The sequence below is a fragment of the Cupriavidus pinatubonensis genome (assembly GCF_019602855.1).
Lineage (GTDB): Bacteria > Pseudomonadota > Gammaproteobacteria > Burkholderiales > Burkholderiaceae > Cupriavidus > Cupriavidus pinatubonensis.
Genome location: NZ_CP080766.1, coordinates 1,047,246 through 1,066,512, shown reverse-complemented (window position 1 = coordinate 1,066,512; position 19,267 = coordinate 1,047,246). Strand labels below are relative to the sequence as shown.

At 64.3% G+C, this 19,267-nt stretch carries 14 protein-coding genes; 10 read left to right on the top strand and 4 right to left on the bottom strand.

What is annotated here, in order from left to right; all coding sequences use genetic code 11:
- Positions 1–40: 40 nt before the first annotated feature.
- Positions 41–958 (bottom strand): LysR family transcriptional regulator, encoded by a 918-nt coding sequence (locus tag K2O51_RS04780; protein ID WP_011301859.1) that lies wholly within the window; start codon positions 956–958, stop codon positions 41–43.
- A gap of 153 nt (positions 959–1,111) precedes the next feature.
- Here K2O51_RS04780 and K2O51_RS04775 point away from each other — a divergent pair, with 153 nt between their 5' ends.
- The 4 genes from K2O51_RS04775 to K2O51_RS04760 are packed head-to-tail and all read left to right on the top strand — an operon-like array spanning position 1,112 to position 5,344.
- Positions 1,112–1,339 carry a DUF3311 domain-containing protein gene (locus tag K2O51_RS04775; RefSeq protein ID WP_041680362.1) on the top strand — a complete coding sequence of 76 codons (228 nt, stop codon included), beginning with the start codon at positions 1,112–1,114 and terminating at the stop codon, positions 1,337–1,339.
- A gap of 10 nt (positions 1,340–1,349) precedes the next feature.
- On the top strand, positions 1,350–2,732 hold the full coding sequence (locus K2O51_RS04770; RefSeq protein ID WP_011301861.1) for a sodium:solute symporter family protein: 1,383 nt from the start codon (positions 1,350–1,352) through the stop codon (positions 2,730–2,732).
- Between the two features lie 15 nt (positions 2,733–2,747).
- Positions 2,748–4,391 carry an amidohydrolase gene (locus tag K2O51_RS04765; protein ID WP_140948861.1) on the top strand — a complete coding sequence of 548 codons (1,644 nt, stop codon included), beginning with the start codon at positions 2,748–2,750 and terminating at the stop codon, positions 4,389–4,391.
- Complete coding sequence (locus tag K2O51_RS04760; protein WP_011301863.1) at positions 4,388–5,344, top strand: CobW family GTP-binding protein; 957 nt, start codon at positions 4,388–4,390, stop codon at positions 5,342–5,344. The genes K2O51_RS04765 and K2O51_RS04760 overlap by 4 nt, the downstream gene beginning before the upstream one ends.
- Positions 5,345–5,436: 92 nt before the next feature.
- On the opposite strand, the gene K2O51_RS04755 is transcribed toward K2O51_RS04760, so the two are convergent.
- From K2O51_RS04755 to K2O51_RS04745, 3 genes are read right to left on the bottom strand one after another with little or no spacing between them, the layout of a single operon-like run.
- A complete protein-coding gene (locus K2O51_RS04755) occupies positions 5,437–6,885 on the bottom strand; it encodes a short-chain fatty acid transporter (protein ID WP_011301864.1) in 1,449 nt (482 codons plus the stop codon).
- A gap of 32 nt (positions 6,886–6,917) precedes the next feature.
- Entirely contained in the window at positions 6,918–7,862 is a 945-nt protein-coding gene (gene lhpI / locus K2O51_RS04750; protein ID WP_011301865.1) for a bifunctional Delta(1)-pyrroline-2-carboxylate/Delta(1)-piperideine-2-carboxylate reductase, read from the bottom strand.
- 34 nt (positions 7,863–7,896) lie between these two features.
- Complete coding sequence (locus K2O51_RS04745; protein ID WP_220630559.1) at positions 7,897–11,325, bottom strand: molybdopterin-dependent oxidoreductase; 3,429 nt, start codon at positions 11,323–11,325, stop codon at positions 7,897–7,899.
- Between the two features lie 97 nt (positions 11,326–11,422).
- Here K2O51_RS04745 and K2O51_RS04740 point away from each other — a divergent pair, with 97 nt between their 5' ends.
- The 6 genes from K2O51_RS04740 (at position 11,423) to K2O51_RS04715 (ending at position 19,097) form a co-directional block, all read left to right on the top strand.
- Positions 11,423–12,331, top strand: a complete 909-nt coding sequence (locus K2O51_RS04740; RefSeq protein WP_011301867.1) for a LysR family transcriptional regulator — start codon at positions 11,423–11,425, stop codon at positions 12,329–12,331.
- Between the two features lie 410 nt (positions 12,332–12,741).
- Positions 12,742–13,692, top strand: coding sequence for a LysR substrate-binding domain-containing protein (locus K2O51_RS04735; protein WP_140948859.1), 951 nt, complete (start codon positions 12,742–12,744; stop codon positions 13,690–13,692).
- Between the two features lie 94 nt (positions 13,693–13,786).
- Positions 13,787–15,235: a sulfatase family protein gene (locus tag K2O51_RS04730; RefSeq protein ID WP_011301869.1), complete on the top strand. Its 1,449-nt coding sequence runs from the start codon at positions 13,787–13,789 to the stop codon at positions 15,233–15,235.
- A 16-nt stretch (positions 15,236–15,251) separates the two neighbouring features.
- On the top strand, positions 15,252–16,595 hold the full coding sequence (locus K2O51_RS04725; RefSeq protein ID WP_011301870.1) for an FAD-binding oxidoreductase: 1,344 nt from the start codon (positions 15,252–15,254) through the stop codon (positions 16,593–16,595).
- Between the two features lie 13 nt (positions 16,596–16,608).
- Complete coding sequence (locus K2O51_RS04720; protein ID WP_220630558.1) at positions 16,609–17,586, top strand: Bug family tripartite tricarboxylate transporter substrate binding protein; 978 nt, start codon at positions 16,609–16,611, stop codon at positions 17,584–17,586.
- A 194-nt stretch (positions 17,587–17,780) separates the two neighbouring features.
- Positions 17,781–19,097, top strand: a complete 1,317-nt coding sequence (locus K2O51_RS04715) for an MFS transporter (RefSeq protein ID WP_140948856.1) — start codon at positions 17,781–17,783, stop codon at positions 19,095–19,097.
- Positions 19,098–19,267 lie beyond the last annotated feature (170 nt).

Sequence of the window (19,267 nt, the reverse complement as noted above, 5' to 3'; positions counted from 1 at the left end):
GCTATGCGACGGCTGGCAAACAAAGTGTCCATTTTTCCGCTTACGCGGGATCCTGCGACAATTCCTGCCAGTGCGTGCGCGTGAAGCCATACAGCGCGGCGAGCGCTGGTGACAGCGACCTTGCGCCCATCCGCGCCACTGCATACCGTCCGCAACGGCTGGGGTCGGGAGGCATTGCCACCTCAACCATCTGCCCCGTTGCGCGCTCATGGCGCGTGATAGGCAATACGCCGAACAGCAGCGTGTCAGTGGCGAGCGTCACGCTGCGTAGCATGTCGAGATTGTCGCAGATCAGTGTGAACAACGTGTCGGGGTTGACCTCTGGTCCCCACAGATCGGCGAGCTGGCGGCTGATGACCGCGCTTAGCGTGGTCGTGGCCACCGGCCAGCGGCCGATCGTGGCGATGTCGGGCATCGGTTCGTTCAGGATGGGATGGCCCGCGCGGCAGACAAGGCCCGCGGGAAGGTCGCCGAGCGGATCCATGTCGATGTCGTCCGCGGCGCGCAACACGTAAGCGTCCCCCACGATGGCGTCGATCGACTCGTTGCGCAGCCTGTCGAGCAGCGCACTGGTGGCGCCTGTCTCGATACGCACCTTGATGCGCGGGTGGCTGCTCGCCATGTGGATCAGGAATGGCGTGAGCAGCAGCGCGGCCGGCGCAGGCGCCATGCCGACCGTGATCGAACCTTCCTCGCCACCACGCAGCAGGTCCAGGTCGCGCTTCAACTGGCGCTCCTCCAGCCGGATGCGCCGCGCACGCTCGGCCACCAGTTCCCCAAATACCGTCAGCCGCGCACGCCGCGCGCCGCGGTCGAATAGCGGGGCCTTCACCTCGTCTTCCAGCGACCGGATGCTGCGGCTCAATGCCGGTTGCGTGAGGTGGACCGCTCGCGCGGCCTCGGAAAACGTCCCGTGCTCGACCACCGCGAGCAGATGCAGCAGCTTTTGCGTATCCATGCGTCGATGTTATGGAAATCGTTATTAATTTGCATTTGAATCATACCTCTGGACTCCCTAAGATGGCCAGACAACAAGAAATCGAACATGAGAACCAAGAAAGGACGGCGCCGGACTCCCGACAGCCGCCTCAACATCGAAATGGAGACAGACATGCTCAAGCTGTTCATAGGCTTGGGAATCCCGTACATCGGCGTGATCGGCATGCTGCCGTGGGTAGCGTCGGTCGAGCGCTTCGTGCTCGGGGTGCCCTTCATCTATGCGTGGATTTTCCTGTGGTTTGTGCTGACGTCGGGCTGCATGCTCGCGTGCTGGTGGTTGTTCGACCGACGCGCCGATTCGCTTGACACCGAGGTCGTGCCCGCGGCCGACCCCTGCTGAAGGAGCCAACATGACCAGCGCGGTATTCCTCGGCTTTCTCGTCCTGTCGCTCTACCTTGCCATTCGCTCGAAGAAGGGCCACGGCGCACAGAGCATGCACGACTTCTTCGTTGCATCGCGCCAGTTCGGCGCCTTCCTTGTGTTCTTCCTCGCCGCCGGCGAGATCTACAGCATTGGCACGATGGTCGGCTTTCCGGGCGGTATCTACGCCAAGGGGCCGACCTATGGTGTCTGGTTCCTTGGCTACATCCTGCTCGCGTATCCGCTTGGCTATTTTCTCGGTCCGCGCATCTGGCGCGCAGGCGCAAAGTTCAATGCGATCACGATGGCCGATCTGTTCAAGGGCCACTATGGCAACCGTACGCTCGAACTGATCGTGGCAGGGTCATCGATCCTGTTTCTCCTGCCTTGGGGACAACTTCAATTTACGGGCCTGGTAGCGGCGCTCAAGGGCCTCGGCTGGGAGTTCTCGCCGGTCTATCTCGTGATGATCTCGGCCGCGCTCGCGTTCACATACATCGCCATCTCCGGCGTGCGCGCGTCGGCCTATATCGCCATCCTCAAGGACATCCTGATGGTGGTGGCCATTGTTGCCACCGGCGTGGCCGTGGGCATGAAGGCGGGCGTGGGAGACGTGTTCCACGTGGCGAGCGTGCAGGTCAGCAACCAGATGACCGACACGCAACTGCGCTTCTCGATGAGCACCATGCTGTTCCAGGCGATGGGCTTCTACGTGATGCCATTCGCGGTGCAGAACTTCTTCACCGCGAAAAGTGCCGACACGATTCGCCGCACGCAGATCTACATGCCGCTGTACATGCTGATGTACCCGTTCCTCGTGCTGGCGTCGTACTACGCAATCAGCCAGAACCTGCACCTCGCGTCGCCGAACGAAGCGTTCTTCGCGGCGGCGGTGCGACTGCTGCCGGGATGGCTGCTCGGTCTGGTGGGGGCGGGCGCAGCGTTGTCGGGGCTGCTGGTGCTGGCTGGGATCTGCCTCGCAATCGGTCCGATCGTCACGCGCAATCTGCTGCCGGGGATGCCAGAAAGCAAGCAGAAGCGGGGCGCGAAGGTGGTAATTGTGGTGTATCTGGTGCTGTCGATCGGCATGACGCTCGCCACGCCCAACCTGATGCTCACGCTGATCAACACCGCGTATTACGGCGTGACGCAGTTCTTCCCGGGCGTGATCGTGATTCTCTTCGGTCTGCGCGTCCGGCCGCTCGCCATCGGGGCGGGCATCCTGACCGGCCAGATCCTGGCGATGGCGCTCTATCTGCAGCAGGCTGACTTCGGCGGCGTGAACATCGGCCTCATCGCGCTCGCCGTCAACGTGCTCGTCAGCGCCTTCGTCCACTACGCCCCGCGCCTCACCCGCGTGCAGGCCGCCTGAATTATCGAACCGATCATGACTACGACTACACAGGTCTTCGCAGCACGCAAGATCCTTACGATGAATCCCGCGCAGCGCGAGGCCACCCACGTGGCTGTGCGGGGCGGCAAAATCCTCGCGGTCGGCGGCCCCGCCGAAATGGCCCCGTGGCCCGACGCCGAGCCGGTCGACACGTTCCGCGACAAGGTACTCATGCCGGGCCTGGTGGAAGCCCACTGCCATCTGATGGAAGGTGCGATGTGGGACGCGGTCTACGTCGGCTATTTCGACCGGCGCGACCCGGACGGACGCCTCTGGCGCGGGCTGCGCACGCTCGACCAGGTCATCGACCGCCTGGCGGGCGCCGAAAGCCAATTGAAGGAGGCAAGCAAGCCGCTGCTCGCGTGGGGCTTCGATCCGATCTACTTCGGCACCGATCGGCTGTCGGTGCGGGAATTGGACCGCGTGTCGGCGTCGCGACCGATCGCGGTGATGCACGCGAGCGTCCACTTGATGAACGTCAACTCGGCCATGCTGGATCTGGCCGGCATCAACGAGGACACCGACATCGACGGTATCCACAGGGCTCCCGACGGGCAGCCCACGGGCGAATTGCAGGAGTTTGCGGCCATGTTTCCGGTCCATCGTGTGCTCGGCAAGGGCCTGTCGCTGGCGGCGGCAGAGGACCCGGAAGCGGTACGCCGATTCGGTCGCGTGGCTCAACTTGCAGGCGTGACGACTGCGACCGACCTTGTGAGCGACCTGTCGCCGCTTGGTCTGCACACACTGCGCGAAGTCACGAGTTCCGACAACTTTCCATTGCGCGTGGTGCCCGCGTTTGCGCCGCAGCGCAATCCGGAAGGCGGCCTCGCACGCGTGGCGGCGGCGCAGGAAGGGGGCTCAGACAAGCTGCACTTCGGTCCTGTCAAGTTCATCGTCGACGGCTCGATCCAGGGCTTTACCGCGCGACTGCGCGCCCCCGGCTACGCGGGCGGCCAGGAGAACGGCCTGTGGCTGATCCCGCCTGACCAGTTGCTCGACACCTTCACGCCATTTCACCGGGCCGGCCTGCAACTTCATATTCATACCAATGGCGACGAAGCCACCGAAGTCGTGCTCGACGCCATCGAGACGCTGCTCGCCCGCCACCCGCGCGCTGACCATCGCCACACGCTCCAGCACTGCCAACTGGCCGACGAAGCGCAACTCCGCCGTGCCGCGGACCTTGGCATGTGCATCAATTTCTTCGCCAACCACCTCTATTACTGGGGCGAGGCGCACTCGACGCAGACCGTCGGCCCCGAGCGCGCGGCGCGCATGAACCCAGCCGGTACCGCACGCAAGCTCGGGATCCCGCTGTCGGTGCATTCAGACGCGCCGATCACGCCGCTCAATCCGCTCTTTACCGCGTGGTGCGCGGCGTGGCGGCAGTCGGCGGCGGGGCGCGTGCTCGGCGAGGGTGAACGACTGTCCCTCGAGGAGGCACTGCACGCGGTCACGCTCGGCGCGGCATACACATTGAAGCTCGACCGCCTGATCGGCAGCATCGAGCCGGGCAAGCTGGCCGACTTTGCCGTGCTCGACGACGACCCGATTGCGCTTGGCGCCGAACGGCTCAAGGATACGCGCGTGTGGGGCACAGTGCTCGGGGGACGTATTTTCCCTGCGCCGACGCGATGAATAAGCGCGCGCCGGTGCCGATGGTCGTCGTCGGCGGCTATCTTGGGGCGGGAAAGACGACAATGCTGAACCGTCTGCTGGCCAACGGCGAGGGCCGGCGCATCACGTTGCTCGTCAACGACTTTGGCGAGATCAATATCGACGCCGTACTCGTTCGCTCGCGCAGCGACGACGTGATTCAGTTGGAGAACGGTTGCATTTGCTGCTCGATTGGAGGACGGCTGGCCGCCGCGCTGGTCGAAATCGGCCAGCGCGAGAAGCGCCCTGACTTGCTGGTGATCGAGGCGAGCGGGGTCTCCGACCCGCAGCGGATTGCACAGGTCGGATTGCTCGATGCAGCGCTTCGACTCAACGGCGTCGTGGTGGCGGTTGACGCTGAAAGCGTGTTCGAGCGTCTGGCCGATCCGCTCGTAGGCGACATGGTGCGGCGGCAGATCACTGGGGCGTCGGCGGTAGTGCTGACCAAGGCGGATTTGGCTGGGCCGACAGGCCTTGAAAGGGCGAGGGCGCTAATGGCGGAAATCGCGCCGCAGGCGACGGTGTTGGTCGCACACCATGGCGACGTGCCGTGGGAAGTCTTTGCGGACGTGGCCGAGCCTCGGCCTGTCTCACCGGGACTGCTAGACGGTCGAGAAGGCTGGCATAGCGTGTCCGGGGCGGCGCAGCACGCTGGCATACGCACTCTCGCATACCGCACCGGCCGCGTGTTTGACAAAAGTCGCCTGTGCCAGGCACTCAAAAACTTGCCAGTGCGCCTGCTGCGCGCCAAAGGGGTAGTGCGGCTGGCCGGCGATGTGTGTCTGCACGAAGTCCATCTGGTCGGAGGACGTCTGCGTATCGGCCGACTGGCATGCACCGATCGCATGAGCGAATCGGCGCTGGTGTTCATCGGCGCCTTCGGCGATGCAGCAGAAGCCGCCGTGCGCGCAACAATGGATCAGGCGGTCGTGTGAGCGCGCTGCCAACAAATCTTCCCGGTCCCAGATCAGCGAGGGCAGAGGGCGCCATGACGCGCGCACACGGCGCTCGCCAGGTCCGGGCGCCCTCAGGGCATCACCGGAGGATGGTAGGAAAGCGTCGCGGCGAAAGCCCATAACATGAGCAGAACTAACGGCGTATGCACCAGCAACTGGGTGAAGGTGAAGCCGACCACGTCCTTGGCCCGGATGCCGAGCACACCGAGCAACGGCAGCATCCAAAAAGGATTGATCAAATTCGGCAGCGCTTCAGCGGCGTTGTAGACCTGTACTGCCCAGCCAAGGTGTACCTTTAGTTCGTTGGCGGCCTGCATCACGTAAGGAGCTTCGATGATCCATTTGCCGCCGCCGGACGGTACGAAGAAGCCGAGCACGGCGGAATACACTCCCATGACCGCGGAGAACGACTCCGTGGTCGCCATGGAGACAAAGGCTGACGCCAGATGGTGCGACAGCGGGGCGCCGTTGCCGCCGGTCGCCTTGGTCAGGATAAAGGCAATGCCGCCATACAGCGGAAACTGGATCAGGACGCCGGCCGTGGACGGCACGGACTTCGCGACGGCGCGCAGAAAGCGCTTCGGACGCCAGTTCAGCAGCATGCCGAGCAGCAGGAACAGGAAGTTGTAGGTATTCAGGTTGGAGATGGCGAGAATCGGATTCTTGGTCGAAAACTCCTGATAGAGCCAGCTCGCGCCCATGGCGACCAGAACCAACGTCAGGATCGGACTGTATTCCAGCCATTCACCTGGCCGAGATGGCCGCGCGACCGCTTCATCGGCATCGTTCAGGTCAACCCCCATATCGGCCGCCGTGCGAGCACGCGCCTCGGTAGGGGCCGAGAAGTACGCCACCGCCAGGGACACGACGATCAATACGGCGGTCATCGCCATGGATTGCCAAAGAAAGATCGTATCGGAGAACGGGATGACCCCGGTGATATCCAGCAGAGATTTGGGCAGGCTGGCGGCATTTGCCTGTAGCTGCGCGGCGGAGGAGCTGAGTCCCAGTGCCCAGGTTGCCCCCATGCCAAGGTAGGCTGCCGCGCTGGCTGCCCTGTAGTCGACACGGAAGCCGCGCCGCCTGGCAATTGCGCGTACCAGCAAGCCACTGAAGATCAAACTGATTGCCCAGTTGAGCAGCGACGTCGACAGGCTCACGAGCGCGACGAAAGCCACGGCACCGCGCGCTGTCCGCGGCAAGGCTGCCAGACGGTTGATCAGCATGGCTGCCGGCGGCGACACCGCCACCACGTAGCCGGCAATCGCGACCACTGCCATCTGCATGGTGAAAGGGATCAGGCTCCAGAAGCCGTCGCCAAAGGCCTTCGCCACGGCCTGCGCTGGCGCGCCCACCAACATTGCGCCCAACGCCACCACGACCACGGCGATGGCCGCAAAAATATACGAGTCCGGGAACCACCGCTCGGACCAGTCAGTCACCCGTATCGCAAGGCGTTCCAGTCCGCCTTGTTGCAGCTTCCCGGCATCCGGGAATGCCATGCTTGTTGTCTCTTTCATGCTGAACTCCTTTGGCAGTTTCCTATATCGTTCTAATGGTTCGTCACGGCTTCGAAACACATGGCGGCCGCGGCCAGGTCTTCCAGTGCGGTCCCCACCGCCTTGAACACCGTGATCTCCTGCGCCGAGCGCCTTCCTGCATGCTCGGCCCTGCACAGGCCGGCCAGGTCGCTGAGAATCTCTTCGGGGCCGATCACGCCGCTGGCGACAGGCGACAGCAAGTCACCGGCCTTGCGGAAGGCCTCGTCCGTATCAACAAACACCGACGTGCCATCGAAGCACGCGTCATCGGCCTCTCGCATGGCAGGGGTGAAGCCCCCGATCAGGTCGACGTGGGTGCCGGGGCGCAGATATTCCCTGCGGATCAGCGGCTCGGTGGACAACGTTGCCGCGCTGACGATATCGACGGCACAGGTGTCGATATCGAGCCGGTCGACCACATCGGCATCAAAGCCGTCGGCGCACAGACGGGCAACGAGCCGATGGGCCTGGTCCGTGTCGATATCCCACACCGCGACGCGCCGGATTTGGCGCACGGTGCGATAGGCATAAGGAAGCAGACCGGCCACGCGGCCGGCGCCAAGCACCAGCATGGAACTCGCATCCGCGCGGCACAGGAAGGACGCCGCGAGGGCCGACGCCGCGGCCGTCCGTCGGGAGGTAATCTCATTGCCGTCGATCAACGCCAGCGGCTTGCCTGTCTCCGCACGGTACAGGATGTAGGTCGAATAGAGCCCCGGTAGTTTGCGACCGTGGTTGCCGGGATAAACGCACACGGTCTTGACGCCCATGTACCCGCTTGCCGCATTCCACGCAGGCATCAGCAAAAGCGTGCCTGGCTCGCCCGGCGCGGCCGTGACCGTATGGCTGTGCCGAAGCGGCACCTCGCAACCCGATGCGAACGCGTCCTTCAGGGCTGCGACAAGGCGGTCGAATGGCAGGGACGCCCGCGTGGTGGGCGCATCGATGTTCAGCATGGCGATAACTCTTCAAGAAAATGGGAATGGTGATTCATGCGTCAATGACGAGGTCGCTGGCAGGCACCGCCTGGCACGCCAGGCATACGCCGGGGTCATCGGGCGCCTCGCCATGCAAGTGGTGTACGGTTCCGGATACGATCCGGACGGCGCAACTCTCGCACTGGCCGACGCGGCAGCCACTGGGCAGCCGAATGCCCAGCGCCTCGGCGAAGCCAAGCAGGGGGCCATGCTCGGAGCGCCACGAAAGCGTGATGTCAGACCTGCGGAACTGAACCTGGAAGGCCTGACTCGCCTCGATTCGCCGCACCGTCGGCGAACGGAAAACTTCCTTCTGGATATCGAAGCGCGGCACGCCTCTCGCGGCCAACCCGGCGGCAAACGCCGTCATCATGGCGTCGGGCCCGCACATGTAGACCAGCGGACGCGAGGCCAGCAGCGCGTCCGGCACAGCCGCCGCAGTGACGCGCCCATGCACCTGGAAGTCGCTGCCAAGGATGTCGCCGTCCGCGGGAGCGTCATAGAAATTGATCACCTTGAGTGCGGGGATCAGCGCTTCCAGTTCGCGCAGCGGGTCCCTGAAAGCGTGCGTGGTGCCGTTCTGGTTCGCATACAGCAACAGCATCCGGGGCGGGTCCTGTTGACCGACGAGCGATTCCAGCAGATTGATGAACGGGGTGATGCCGATGCCGCCGGCAAGCAGGACCAACGGTCTTGCTGTACGCGTTGGCATGACGAATGTGCCAGCGGGTGCGCGCAGCTCGATCGTGTCGCCGATCGCCAGTCGCGTGTTGATGAAGGACGAGGCGACGCCGGACACGACCTCGCCGCTGGCGAGCCGCGCCCTCGCATGCCGCACGGCGATCGCATAGCGGCGGCGATCGGCGACGACAGCAGGCCCGGTCAGCGAGTACGAGCGAACCACCTCCTGTTGGCCCGTGTCAACACAGAGCCTGATGGTCACGTGTTGGCCTGGCAGGTAGTCCGGCAGCCGGCCGCCGTCGGCCGGCTCCAGGTCCACCGCAGTCACATCGGTTGCCTCCTTGCGCAGCCCGACGATGCGGAACGGTCGATATCCTTCCCAGCGCCTGCGTCGTATGTCGAGCGTGGCGTCGCGTTCCACGTTGCAGTGGCAGCATCGCAGCGGCGAGGAGCCGCTAACCGGATCCTGCCGGGTCGCATCGATCAGTGCGTTGAAGTTTGCGCTGTCCGTGCCAAGCACGGCGGTGGGCTGTTGCCCCATGGGGTCGCACCCTTGCCACCATCCATACTCCCCAACCACCACGGCGGGGTGCAGGCCTGGCTGGACCCGCGCGGTAAATCGCGCGCTGCCGGCCGGCGTCGACACCCGGACGGGATCTCCCGTGCGGATGTTCCTGGCCGCGGCGATGTCGCTGGAGATATCGAGCTGCGGCAGCAATGCCTTGCGGCGCAAGGACGCCACGCCGCGTTGCTGGCTGTGGCAGTAGTAGCCGTTCTTCGCCGACGTCATCAGATAGGGAAACGATGCACTGGTCTGTCCTGCATCGTTCCATGCCGATTCTGGCAGGCCGGGCAGCGGTGGATAGCCATGACGGAGCAGGCGCTCGGAGTAGAGCTCGACCAGCCCCGTCGGCGTGTTGAAAGGCTGACCGTCGGTGCCGGCCGCGTACTTCATCTCCACATCCTCGACCAGCACGCGTATCCCTTCGGGGGCGTCGCGCAGCGCCGCCACGGTCAGCCCCGTCGGCGCCAGCATGTGGTTCCAGCCGGCTTCAAGGCTGCCGCCGAAGAAGGCTTCGTCGAGTCCGATGCGCGCAGCCAGTGCAAACACGATGTCGTTGTCCGAGCGGGATTCGCCGCGCGGCGCGACCATGCGCTGGCGCAACTGCACGAGCTGCTCGGCGTCGGCGGACACCTCGAAGCCGATTCGCAGGCCCTCGCGTTCCCAGGGCGTGTTCACTGGCAGCAGGATGTCCGCGTGCCGGGCGCTAGGGTTCTCGAAGAGATCGCAATGCACGTAGAGCTCCAGCTCACGCAGGGCCTGCTCTGCGTTGGCCACATCGGGCTGCGACAACAGCGTATTTGTGCCGAATGCAATCAGCGACGTGACCGCATAAGGTGCGTGATGCGTGATCGCGCGGTAGAGGTCCGGCGCCGTGACCCAGCCTTGCGCCGGTGGACCGAGCGGCCGCGCATCCAGCCCCAGCGCCTTGTGCGCCTGATCCGGGCTCAGCAAGTCGAACCGGCTTACCGCGTTGAACGGCGGCTTGCTATAGACACGGTTGCCGCCGCGGCGATCGAAGCTGCCCGTCAGCGCATACAGGCACGCAATGGCGCGCTCCGTCTGTGTGGCGTTCTCATGCTGACCGACCCCGGACCAGGCGTGATACGCGATGCGGCCCGCCGCTCCGATCAGGCTCGCCGCATGCCGGATATCGCCCTCCGGGATCCACGTGAGCGCGGCCGCGCGCTCTACCGTATAGCGTGCACACTCCGCGGCATACAAGTCGAAGGCCGGCTGGCACAGCAGCGACTTCCGCTCGCCGCCGCCGATCCGCGGGATGGCAAAGGTACCGCGCAGCGCGATATGCTGCGCGTCATCGACGCCTTTGCCGGCCGGCACCGCCATGCGCTGGCGTGCGTCCCAGACCAGCAGGGCATCCGTATCCGCCAGGCCGATGTCGCCCCCACGGAGGAAGGCACCGTTGTCCTGGCGCACGAGCAACGGGCCATTGGTCCAGCGCCTGACAAAATCGATATCGAAAGCATTGGCTTCGATCATCAGGTTGGCCAGCGCCATGGCCAGCGCAGCATCGCTGCCGGGCTTGACGCGCAGCCACTGGTCGGCGTCCTCCGCCAGGGCTGTCTGCCGCGGGTCCACCACGATAAGCCTGGCCCCGCCCGCCCGACCGGCGCCGATTGCCTCGGCTTGCGACAGCCACGTATTGGTCGGATTGTGCCCCCACAGCAAGATTAGCCCGGCATTGCGGTAGTCCGCCGTCGGCATCCCGCGGCCGAAGGTGAAGGCGTGTGCGAAGTCCTTGTGCCAGTTGCAGATCTCGGTGGCGTAGCAGATGTTCGGGCTGCCATAAAGGCGGACAAAGCGCTCGATCCAGTCGATGCTGTCCGACAGCGCTGTACCGCTAGGCGTCGTCACCGCGAACGCGACGGACTCGGCGCCGCGCGTGGCGCGCGCGTGCAGAAGGCGCGCGGCGATTTCATCGAGCGCCTCGTCCCAGGAAATGCGTACCCAGCCCGGGTCGTCCGCCCCTTTCGGATGGGTCCTGCGCATCGGGTACAGGATCCGATCGGCGCTGTGCACCAGTTCCGGGGCAGCCTTGCCCTTCAGGCACATCGCTTTGCCGGTGGGGTGATCGCCGTCGGGGCGGACCGCGACCAGCGTCTCGCCGTCGACGACGTTGACCGTACCGCAACGGGAACGGCACAACGTGCAGAACCCCTTCTTTTCTACTTCGCTCATCGCCAGATCCCAGCAACTTGTCTTCGAGCTGGATGCTAGCTAGCATGGAGCGTTATAGCTAATTCATAGTTTTGACATTGCAATATCGGAAAAATCGATGCTGCCGACACTGAAACAGATACAGCACTTTGTTGCCATTGCCGAGACCGGACAGGTGTCGCGCGCCGCACAGCGCTGCCACGTTTCGCAGTCCTCGATGACGGCATCGCTCAAGGCGCTGGAGGAGGTCGTGGGCGCGCCGCTGTTCTCGCGGCACGCCGCCGGGGTAAAGCTGACTGCTGCGGGCATTCGCTTCTTGCGCCATGCGCAGCAGATCGACGTGGCCGTGCGCGAGGCAGTCAGTGCGGCCGCGGTCGCCCCTGCAACGCTGACAGGCGTCGTCCGCCTCGGCGTCACAGAGACCATCACGGCATACGTTCTGCCCAAGCTGTTGCCCGCCCTCGAACAGAAGTTTCCGCAACTGGAACTGCAGATATTGGAGCGACCGCGCGGCGATATCGAGGCGCATATCGAGACAGGCAAGCTCGACCTCGCTTTGCTACTGGTTTCCAACCTGCCTGAAATGCAGCACGTTGGCTGCGAAACGCTGCTGCGCTCGGCGCGTCAGCTCTGGGGGCATCCGGACCATCCGCTGATGCAGCAGGAAGAGATAAGCCTGTCCGACGTGGCGCAGCACGACTATATCTTGCTGGACATGGACGAACATATCGCCACCGTGATCAAGTATTGGGGACAGTACGGGCTTTCGCCCAGCGTGCGGCTGCAAAGCTGTTCGATCGAGGCCGTGCGCAGTCTGGTGGCGTCGGGGCGCGGCGTATCGATCCTCTCCGATCTCGTTTACCGACCCTGGTCGCTTGAAGGGCAGCGCATTCTGCGGCGCGGCCTTTCTGACAGGGTGCCGTCCATGGACGTCGGATTGATCTGGCGGCTCGATGCCGGAGCAGACCCGCAGACGCAAAGCCTGCGGGAATTTTTGCGGGTTGCGCTGAGGGAAACGCTACGCTAGCGCCTTTACTTCGCCACCGCTCCCACATCAGTGCCTTTTGAGTCTCGGTGTAGTAGATCCTGCGCCTCTGTTTCATTTGCAACACCTCCACTGCTCACGCAGCGTCTAGTGTTGCATCGACGGGTTGAATCCACGACCCGTGTCGGCCACTCGCGCTTCGTAAGCCATTGGCCGGTATCGTGGGAGAAGGTGTCGTTCGGATGACGGCGTGAGTCTGTGAAACCCGTAAAGCGTCGCTGCGGTCGATCGAGGGTCAAGGCCCGAGCCTTGAGTTCTGGGAAGACTTCGGCCCAGTGTGCGCCTTCCAATGTACTTGCCTTTCTTCTCGTCAGTTCACCGCAATAAGTGCTTAAAATGGCACGCCAGAGGCTGGCGAAAGAGTACCGGCTGACACGGGAGGGACGGGCCATATGAACATCACGCTGCGTCAACTCAGGTACTTCGTGGAGATCGCGCAGAGCCGCAGCTTTTCGCGCGCCGCGGAGCGGTTGCGGGTAGCCCAGCCCGCTCTCAGCCAGAATATCTCCTCACTGGAAGACAGCCTGGGCGCAAAGCTGTTCGAGCGCCATGCTCGTGGCGTCGAAATCTCGCCGGCCGGTGAGCGGCTACTGACGAGTGCCATCGACATTCTCGCTCGTACCGACGCCTTGAAGGACGACATCGACGGACGCGCAAGCCTTCCGACCGGGAGTGTGCGTCTGTCGATTGCCGGATCCATTGCCGGCGCCGTCATTGCGCCGCTGCTTGGCGCCGTGGCACGCGAGTATCCCGGCATCGAAGTGACCGTGCGCGAAAGCATGTCCTTCGAATCGCGCGCGCTCGTCGAGTCGGGGCAGGCGCATCTGGCCCTCATGCCGAGCCCCTCGGAAATCCAGGGAATGGCCTCTATACCTCTCTACGAAGAGCGCTTCATGTTGTACGGCACGCGTGCCGCTATGCGCCGCAAGCCAGAAACGATGACATTCGCGGAGGTGGCAGAACTGCCACTGGCCGCGCCGGATGGCGCGCATGACCTGCGCAAGATCATCGAGCGTGCGGCCCATGCCATCGGCCGTTCCCTTGATGTCCGGTACGAACTCAACAGCCCGCAGATGCTGATCGCGCTGGCACGTGACGGACTCGCGTACGTTGTGATGCCGCCCAGCGCCTGCCTCGAGGCCGTCGCGGCCAAATCCATTGTCGGACGCCCGGTGACGGAACCCGACCTGACCCGCATCCAGGCGCTGGTCTGGCCAGGGGACCGGCCCCTGTCTCCTGCTGCCGCGGCAATCCGTGACCTCATCGCCCACATTGTCGGTGACCTCGTGGAGCGCGGCGCGCTGCCCGGCCGGACGGTCGGGGCGACCTATAAGAAAAAATGAAACCTTCCTAGTCCGAGACAGTATTGGTTTCGGCGCAGCGGGTTGATTAGAGTTGTCTCCAGAGCGCACTGAGACGCCTTCGATGGAGACAAGCATGGCAAGCAAGAATGTTGTGGTCATCATGTCCGATGAGCACGACCCGAGAATGATGGGCTGCTCCGGGCATCCCTTCGTGAAAACTCCCAACCTGGATGCACTGGCCGCCCGCGGCGTGCGCTTCTCCAGCGCCTACACACCCAGCCCGATCTGCGTCCCGGCCCGTGCAGCCTTTGCCACCGGCCGGCGGGTACATCAGGTCCGGCTTTGGGACAACGCCATGCCGTATACGGGCGAGCAGCGCGGCTGGGGCCATGTGCTGCAGGACCGGGGCATCCGCGTCGAAAGTATCGGCAAGCTGCATTACCGCAATGAAGAAGATCCGGCGGGCTTCGATGCGGAGCACCTGCCGATGCACGTGGTCGGTGGCCACGGCATGGTCTGGGCGTCGATCCGCAATCCGTTTCGTCCACGCGAAAACGGCCCGCGTATGCTGGGCGAGCACATCGGCCCCGGCGAGTCGTCGTACACGCAATACGACCGGGCGGTAACGCAACGGGCGGTGCAATGGCTGCAGGAGGCGGCACAGCGCCAGGAAGCCGGCTTTGTGCTGTACGTCGGCCTGGTCGCGCCGCATTTCCCCTTCGTCGTACCTGAAGAGTTTTACAGCCTCTACCCGACCGACGGCCTGCCGGAGCCGAAGCTGCACCCACGTACCGGCTACGAACAGCATCCCTGGGTCAGGGAGTATTGCGACTTCATGGCGTCGGAACGGCAGTTCGCCGATGCTGACGAACGCCTGCGCGCCTTCGCCGCGTACTACGGGCTCTGCACCTGGCTCGACCACAACGTCGGCCAGATCCTCGGGGCGCTGCGCGACAACGGATTGGAAGACACCACGCACATCGTCTACACCTCCGACCACGGGGACAACCTCGGCGCGCGTGGTGTCTGGGGCAAGTCGACCCTCTATGAAGAGAGCGTCAAGGTGCCGATGCTGCTGGCCGGCCCGATTGTCACGCCCGGTGTGTGCAACACCCCTGTCGACCTGCTGGACCTGTTCCCGACGATCCTGCAAGGCGCGGGTGTCGATCCGGCGACGGAGATCGATGAACGGCCCGGCCGCTCCCTGTTCGAGCTTGCGCGCTCGGCGCCGGAACCGGATCGGGTCATCCTCAGCGAGTACCACGCGGCAGGCAGCAATGCGGGTGGCTTCATGCTGCGCAAGGGACGCTGGAAGTACCACCATTACGTTGGCTTCCGCCCGGAGTTGTTCGACCTGGAGTCAGACCCCGAGGAACTGACCGATCTGGCTGGCGATCCGGCATACGCCCCGGTCCTTGCCAGCATGCACGAGGCCCTGCTGGCGATCTGCGACCCCGATGCTGTTGATCGGCAGGCCAAGTGTGATCAAGCCGCCCTGATCGAGCACTACGGCGGCCCCGATATGGCCCATACGCTCGGCTCGTCCACATCCACGCCCGTGACGGCAAAGACCGCTGCATAAGACAGGGAGCGACATCATGGACGACCAGCTTCAACTCGCATCGTCGACCGAGATCGATGAGCGCTTTCTAAGGGACTGGAGCGGACTCGCCGTTGGACGACCCGCCCAAGTGTATCGCCCAACCACGACCGCGGAAGTCGCGGCCATCGTGCGCCGCTGCCACGAGGAAGGGCGCCGGATCACGGTGCAGGGCGGCCTGACCGGGGTGGCCGGCGGTGCGGTGCCCGGCGAGGGTGACGTGGTGATCAACCTCGAACGCATGAACCGGATCGAAGAGATCGACGCTCTTGAAGGCGTGATGCAGGTCCAGGCTGGCGCGACGCTCCAGCAGGTCCAGGAGGCGGCGGCAGATCAGGGCTGGATGTTCGCGGTCGACCTCGGCGCACGCGGCAGTTGCCAGATCGGCGGCAATGCATCGACCAATGCCGGCGGTATCCGCGTGATGCGCTACGGGACAATGCGCGACTCCGTGCTCGGCGTCGAGGCCGTGCTGCCCAACGGCACTGCTGTCTCTTCGCTCTCCCGCCTGGTAAAGAACAGCACGGGACTGGATCCACGGTTCCTGTTCATCGGAACCGAAGGCACGCTGGGCATCATCACACGGCTAACCCTGCGGCTGCATCCGCCGATGGGCGATCTGGCGGCGGCGTGGGTGTCGGCCGCCCGCTTCGAGGCACTGCCGCAACTGCTGCGTGCGCTCAAGCGCCGCCTGGGTTCGGCGATGTGCGCGTTCGAATTCATGTCCGACCGTTTCGTCAGTCTTGCGTCGCGCCTGACCGGGCAGCCGGCGCCAGTCGCTGCAGCGCCATGGCATGTCCTGATCGAGGCGGCCGGCAATGTCGGGCAATCGATGGAGGATGCGCTGCAAGCAGCGTTGTCCGATGCGCTGGAAGCCGGCGAGATCACCGACTGCGCATTTGCGGCATCGCTGTCGCATCGTGAAGCGTTCTGGCGTCTGCGCGAGTCAATCCCGGAAGTCCTCACGCATCTCAAGCCGGCTGCGACGCTCGATCTCGGCCTGCCGTGGAGCGAGACTGCCAGCTACATCGGGCAACTGGAAGCCGCGCTGCGGGATCGCCTGCCGGATGCGGAACACCTGTTCCTCGGGCATCTGGGCGACAACAACATCCACCTGATCAGCGGCCCCGTCGACGACGCCGGCGTGCACCTCGTCGACCAACTGGCCTACGCTGCACTGAAGGGCCGCGGGGGCACCGTCAGCGCCGAACATGGCGTTGGCCGGCTGAAGAAGGAATACCTCCTGGTATCGCGCAAGCCCGAAGAGATCGCGCTGATGCGGTGCATCAAGCAGGCGATGGATCCGGCCGGCATACTGAATCCCGGCCGGATATTCGACTAGCCTGGAGATCCACATGCATCGCAGAACCTTCATGGGTGCGCTGGGCGCGTCGCTGCTCGCCACGCTCGAACCGGCTTGGGCGCAGGGCTATCCCAACGCGCCGGTCAGGATGATTGTGCCCTACGCGGCCGGGGGCGGGGCGGACGCCATCGCCCGCTTGCTCGGGCAGGGGATGGGCAACGAACTCAGGCAGAGCTTCGTGGTTGACAACCGTCCCGGGGCTGGCGGAATGATGGGCGCCGAGGCAGCCGCCAAGGCCTCCCCGGACGGCTACACGGTGCTCGTTGCCGGCAATCCGGAACTGACCATTACGCCGTGGCTGCAGGCGAAGAGGTCGTATGCGCCGATCACCAACTTCACGCCGGTCGTGCTGATCTCGCAGTCGCCAAACGTGTTCGTCGCCAATGCCTCGATCGGCGCGAAGACCTTGCACGCGGCGTTCGACGCGGCAAAACGCAGCCCCGGCGGTATTACTGTCGGCACACCTGGCAACGGTTCACCGCAGCACATTGCGCTGGAGTTGCTGCGGGCACGTACCGGGCTCGACATCGTCCACGTTCCTTACAAGGGGGCCGGCCCTGCAACCGTGGCCGCGCTGGGCGGAGAGGTGACCTTCGCGCTCGTCGGCGCGCCCCCGCTGTTGCCGCATATCGCGTCCGGCAAGCTGGTGCCGCTGGCGACCACGCAGCCCCGCCGCTCGCCACTGCTGCCGAACGTGCCGACGCTCGGCGAGGCGATGGGCGTCATGCGGGAGGACGACTTCGTGACGTGGTACGGCCTGCTCGTGCCGTCGCGCGCGCCCGCGGACGTCGTCGCCCAGCTTGAAAAGGCAGCGTTCACAGTGCTCAAGCGCCCGGACACCAGGGCGAGGTTCCTGGCCCTCGGGACGGATCTGGTCAGCATGCCGGGCGCGCAATTCGCAGAACGGATGCGCAGCGAGTCGACGCGTTACAGAGACATCATCAGGCGCTTGGGCATCAAGGGGGCGTAGCTCCCGCCAGCCAAGGCTGGCGTTGTGATTGGCTCACGGCCTACTGGTTCTCGAAGCCCGCACCCGCGTATCTGGTCTGCGTGCTCTCGGCACCCTAGCCTGAGGGTAACGGTCGGACCTCGATGTTGGCCGTGCGCCACAAGTTTTTAGCGACGCGACGGAGAGCGCGGCACCATACCGATTGGAGACAAGTGATGACGTCAATCGACCTCGCGTTGCAAGCGCACCATCCCATGCTCAGGCAGAAGTGGAAAACCGTTATCCTGGCGAGCCTTGGCGGTTCGCTGGAACTGTACGACTTCATCATCTACGGCGTCTTCGCGCGGGAGATCGCCACGCAATTCTTTCCCGCGACAGATCCCGTCGCTTCGCTGATCGGCGCCTTCGGCGTCTTCGCGCTCGGATACATGTCCCGGCCGCTGGGCGGTGTCATCCTGAGCAGCCTGGGCGACCGATTCGGCCGGCGCGTGGTCTTCCTGGTCTCGGTGCTGGCGATGTCGGCCACGACCATCGGCATTGGCCTGGTCCCCGGCTATGCGGCCATTGGCATGGCCGCACCGGTGTTGCTCGTGATGCTCCGCCTCCTGCAAGGATTCTTCCTGGCGGGGGAATTGCCCTGCTCGATCACGTATGTGGTAGAGGAGGTACCCGGCCGCGCGAGCACGGTCAGTGGGCTTGTCATTTTCTGTGCCGCTGCGGGTATCCTGATCGCGACGCTCGTCAGCCTGGTCATTCATTCAACACTGTCGGCGGATGATGTCCTGACATACGGGTGGCGCATTGCCTTCCTTTTTGGCGGCGTCATCGGCCTCTTGTCGTACTGGCTGAGGACCTCGCTCGAGGAGTCCAGCGAGTTCCAGCAACTCAGAAGCCACAAAGTCAAGCGCCCCTTCCGCCGTGTGCTCGCTGAATATCCGAAGCAAATCGTTGTTGGCGTGGGAGTGGCTGGGATCGTTAACGCGTCGAATAGCTTGTTGTTCGTGGTGCTGCCGTCGTACATGGCGCTTGTACTGCATGCGGATCCGCGTCTTGTCAGCGAGGGGCAGAACATCGGGATTGCCACGATGTGCGTGTCGCTGCTTCTCTTTGCCTGCCTGGGTGACCGCATCGCGTCTCGACACTGGCATCGGCTCGGGACAATCCTGATGCTGGCAGGAAGCTACCCATTCTATGCACTGCTCACCGCCCAGAGGCTCGACGTGATCGCGGCCTTCACGATCATTGGGGCCATAGGCGGACTGGTGAATGGGTCCTACGCCTTCCTGTTGGCGGATCTTTTCCCCACTGAAGTCCGCTTCAGTGGCATTGCGCTTTCGCTTAACCTTGCCACGGTCATATTCACGGGCGCCACGCCCTTCCTGGTGACACAACTCCTGCACGCGACGGGATCTCCGGCCGCGCCTGGCCTCTACCTGACGGGTGTCGCCGTTATTGCACTGGCTGCCGGCATCGGGCTGAAGGCCATGGGAGGCAGAATCGATCGCGCCGGTACGATCGCGGGCGCAGCTTGATTCGCCACTAACGTCGGCCGGGCAGCAAGCGAAGTGGGCCACGGCTGCGTAGAACCGCTCATGTGTTCCTGTGTGGCTCCCGAGGGCGATACAGGATCGACTGAAGTCGGGCGGCGTGGCCCTCGCCGAACTCGACAGGCAGATCATTGGCCGGTACGGTCATTTGCCGG

Excerpts from the sequence above, each read along its gene's own strand:
- K2O51_RS04780 (WP_011301859.1), bottom strand. The coding sequence starts at position 958 with ATGGATACGCAAAAGCTGCTGCATCTGCTCGCGGTGGTCGAGCACGGG.
- K2O51_RS04775 (WP_041680362.1), top strand. The coding sequence starts at position 1,112 with ATGCTCAAGCTGTTCATAGGCTTGGGAATCCCGTACATCGGCGTGATC.
- K2O51_RS04770 (WP_011301861.1), top strand. The coding sequence starts at position 1,350 with ATGACCAGCGCGGTATTCCTCGGCTTTCTCGTCCTGTCGCTCTACCTT.
- K2O51_RS04765 (WP_140948861.1), top strand. The coding sequence starts at position 2,748 with ATGACTACGACTACACAGGTCTTCGCAGCACGCAAGATCCTTACGATG.
- K2O51_RS04760 (WP_011301863.1), top strand. The coding sequence starts at position 4,388 with ATGAATAAGCGCGCGCCGGTGCCGATGGTCGTCGTCGGCGGCTATCTT.
- K2O51_RS04755 (WP_011301864.1), bottom strand. The coding sequence starts at position 6,885 with ATGAAAGAGACAACAAGCATGGCATTCCCGGATGCCGGGAAGCTGCAA.
- lhpI (WP_011301865.1), bottom strand. The coding sequence starts at position 7,862 with ATGCTGAACATCGATGCGCCCACCACGCGGGCGTCCCTGCCATTCGAC.
- K2O51_RS04745 (WP_220630559.1), bottom strand. The coding sequence starts at position 11,325 with ATGAGCGAAGTAGAAAAGAAGGGGTTCTGCACGTTGTGCCGTTCCCGT.
- K2O51_RS04740 (WP_011301867.1), top strand. The coding sequence starts at position 11,423 with ATGCTGCCGACACTGAAACAGATACAGCACTTTGTTGCCATTGCCGAG.
- K2O51_RS04735 (WP_140948859.1), top strand. The coding sequence starts at position 12,742 with ATGAACATCACGCTGCGTCAACTCAGGTACTTCGTGGAGATCGCGCAG.
- K2O51_RS04730 (WP_011301869.1), top strand. The coding sequence starts at position 13,787 with ATGGCAAGCAAGAATGTTGTGGTCATCATGTCCGATGAGCACGACCCG.
- K2O51_RS04725 (WP_011301870.1), top strand. The coding sequence starts at position 15,252 with ATGGACGACCAGCTTCAACTCGCATCGTCGACCGAGATCGATGAGCGC.
- K2O51_RS04720 (WP_220630558.1), top strand. The coding sequence starts at position 16,609 with ATGCATCGCAGAACCTTCATGGGTGCGCTGGGCGCGTCGCTGCTCGCC.
- K2O51_RS04715 (WP_140948856.1), top strand. The coding sequence starts at position 17,781 with ATGACGTCAATCGACCTCGCGTTGCAAGCGCACCATCCCATGCTCAGG.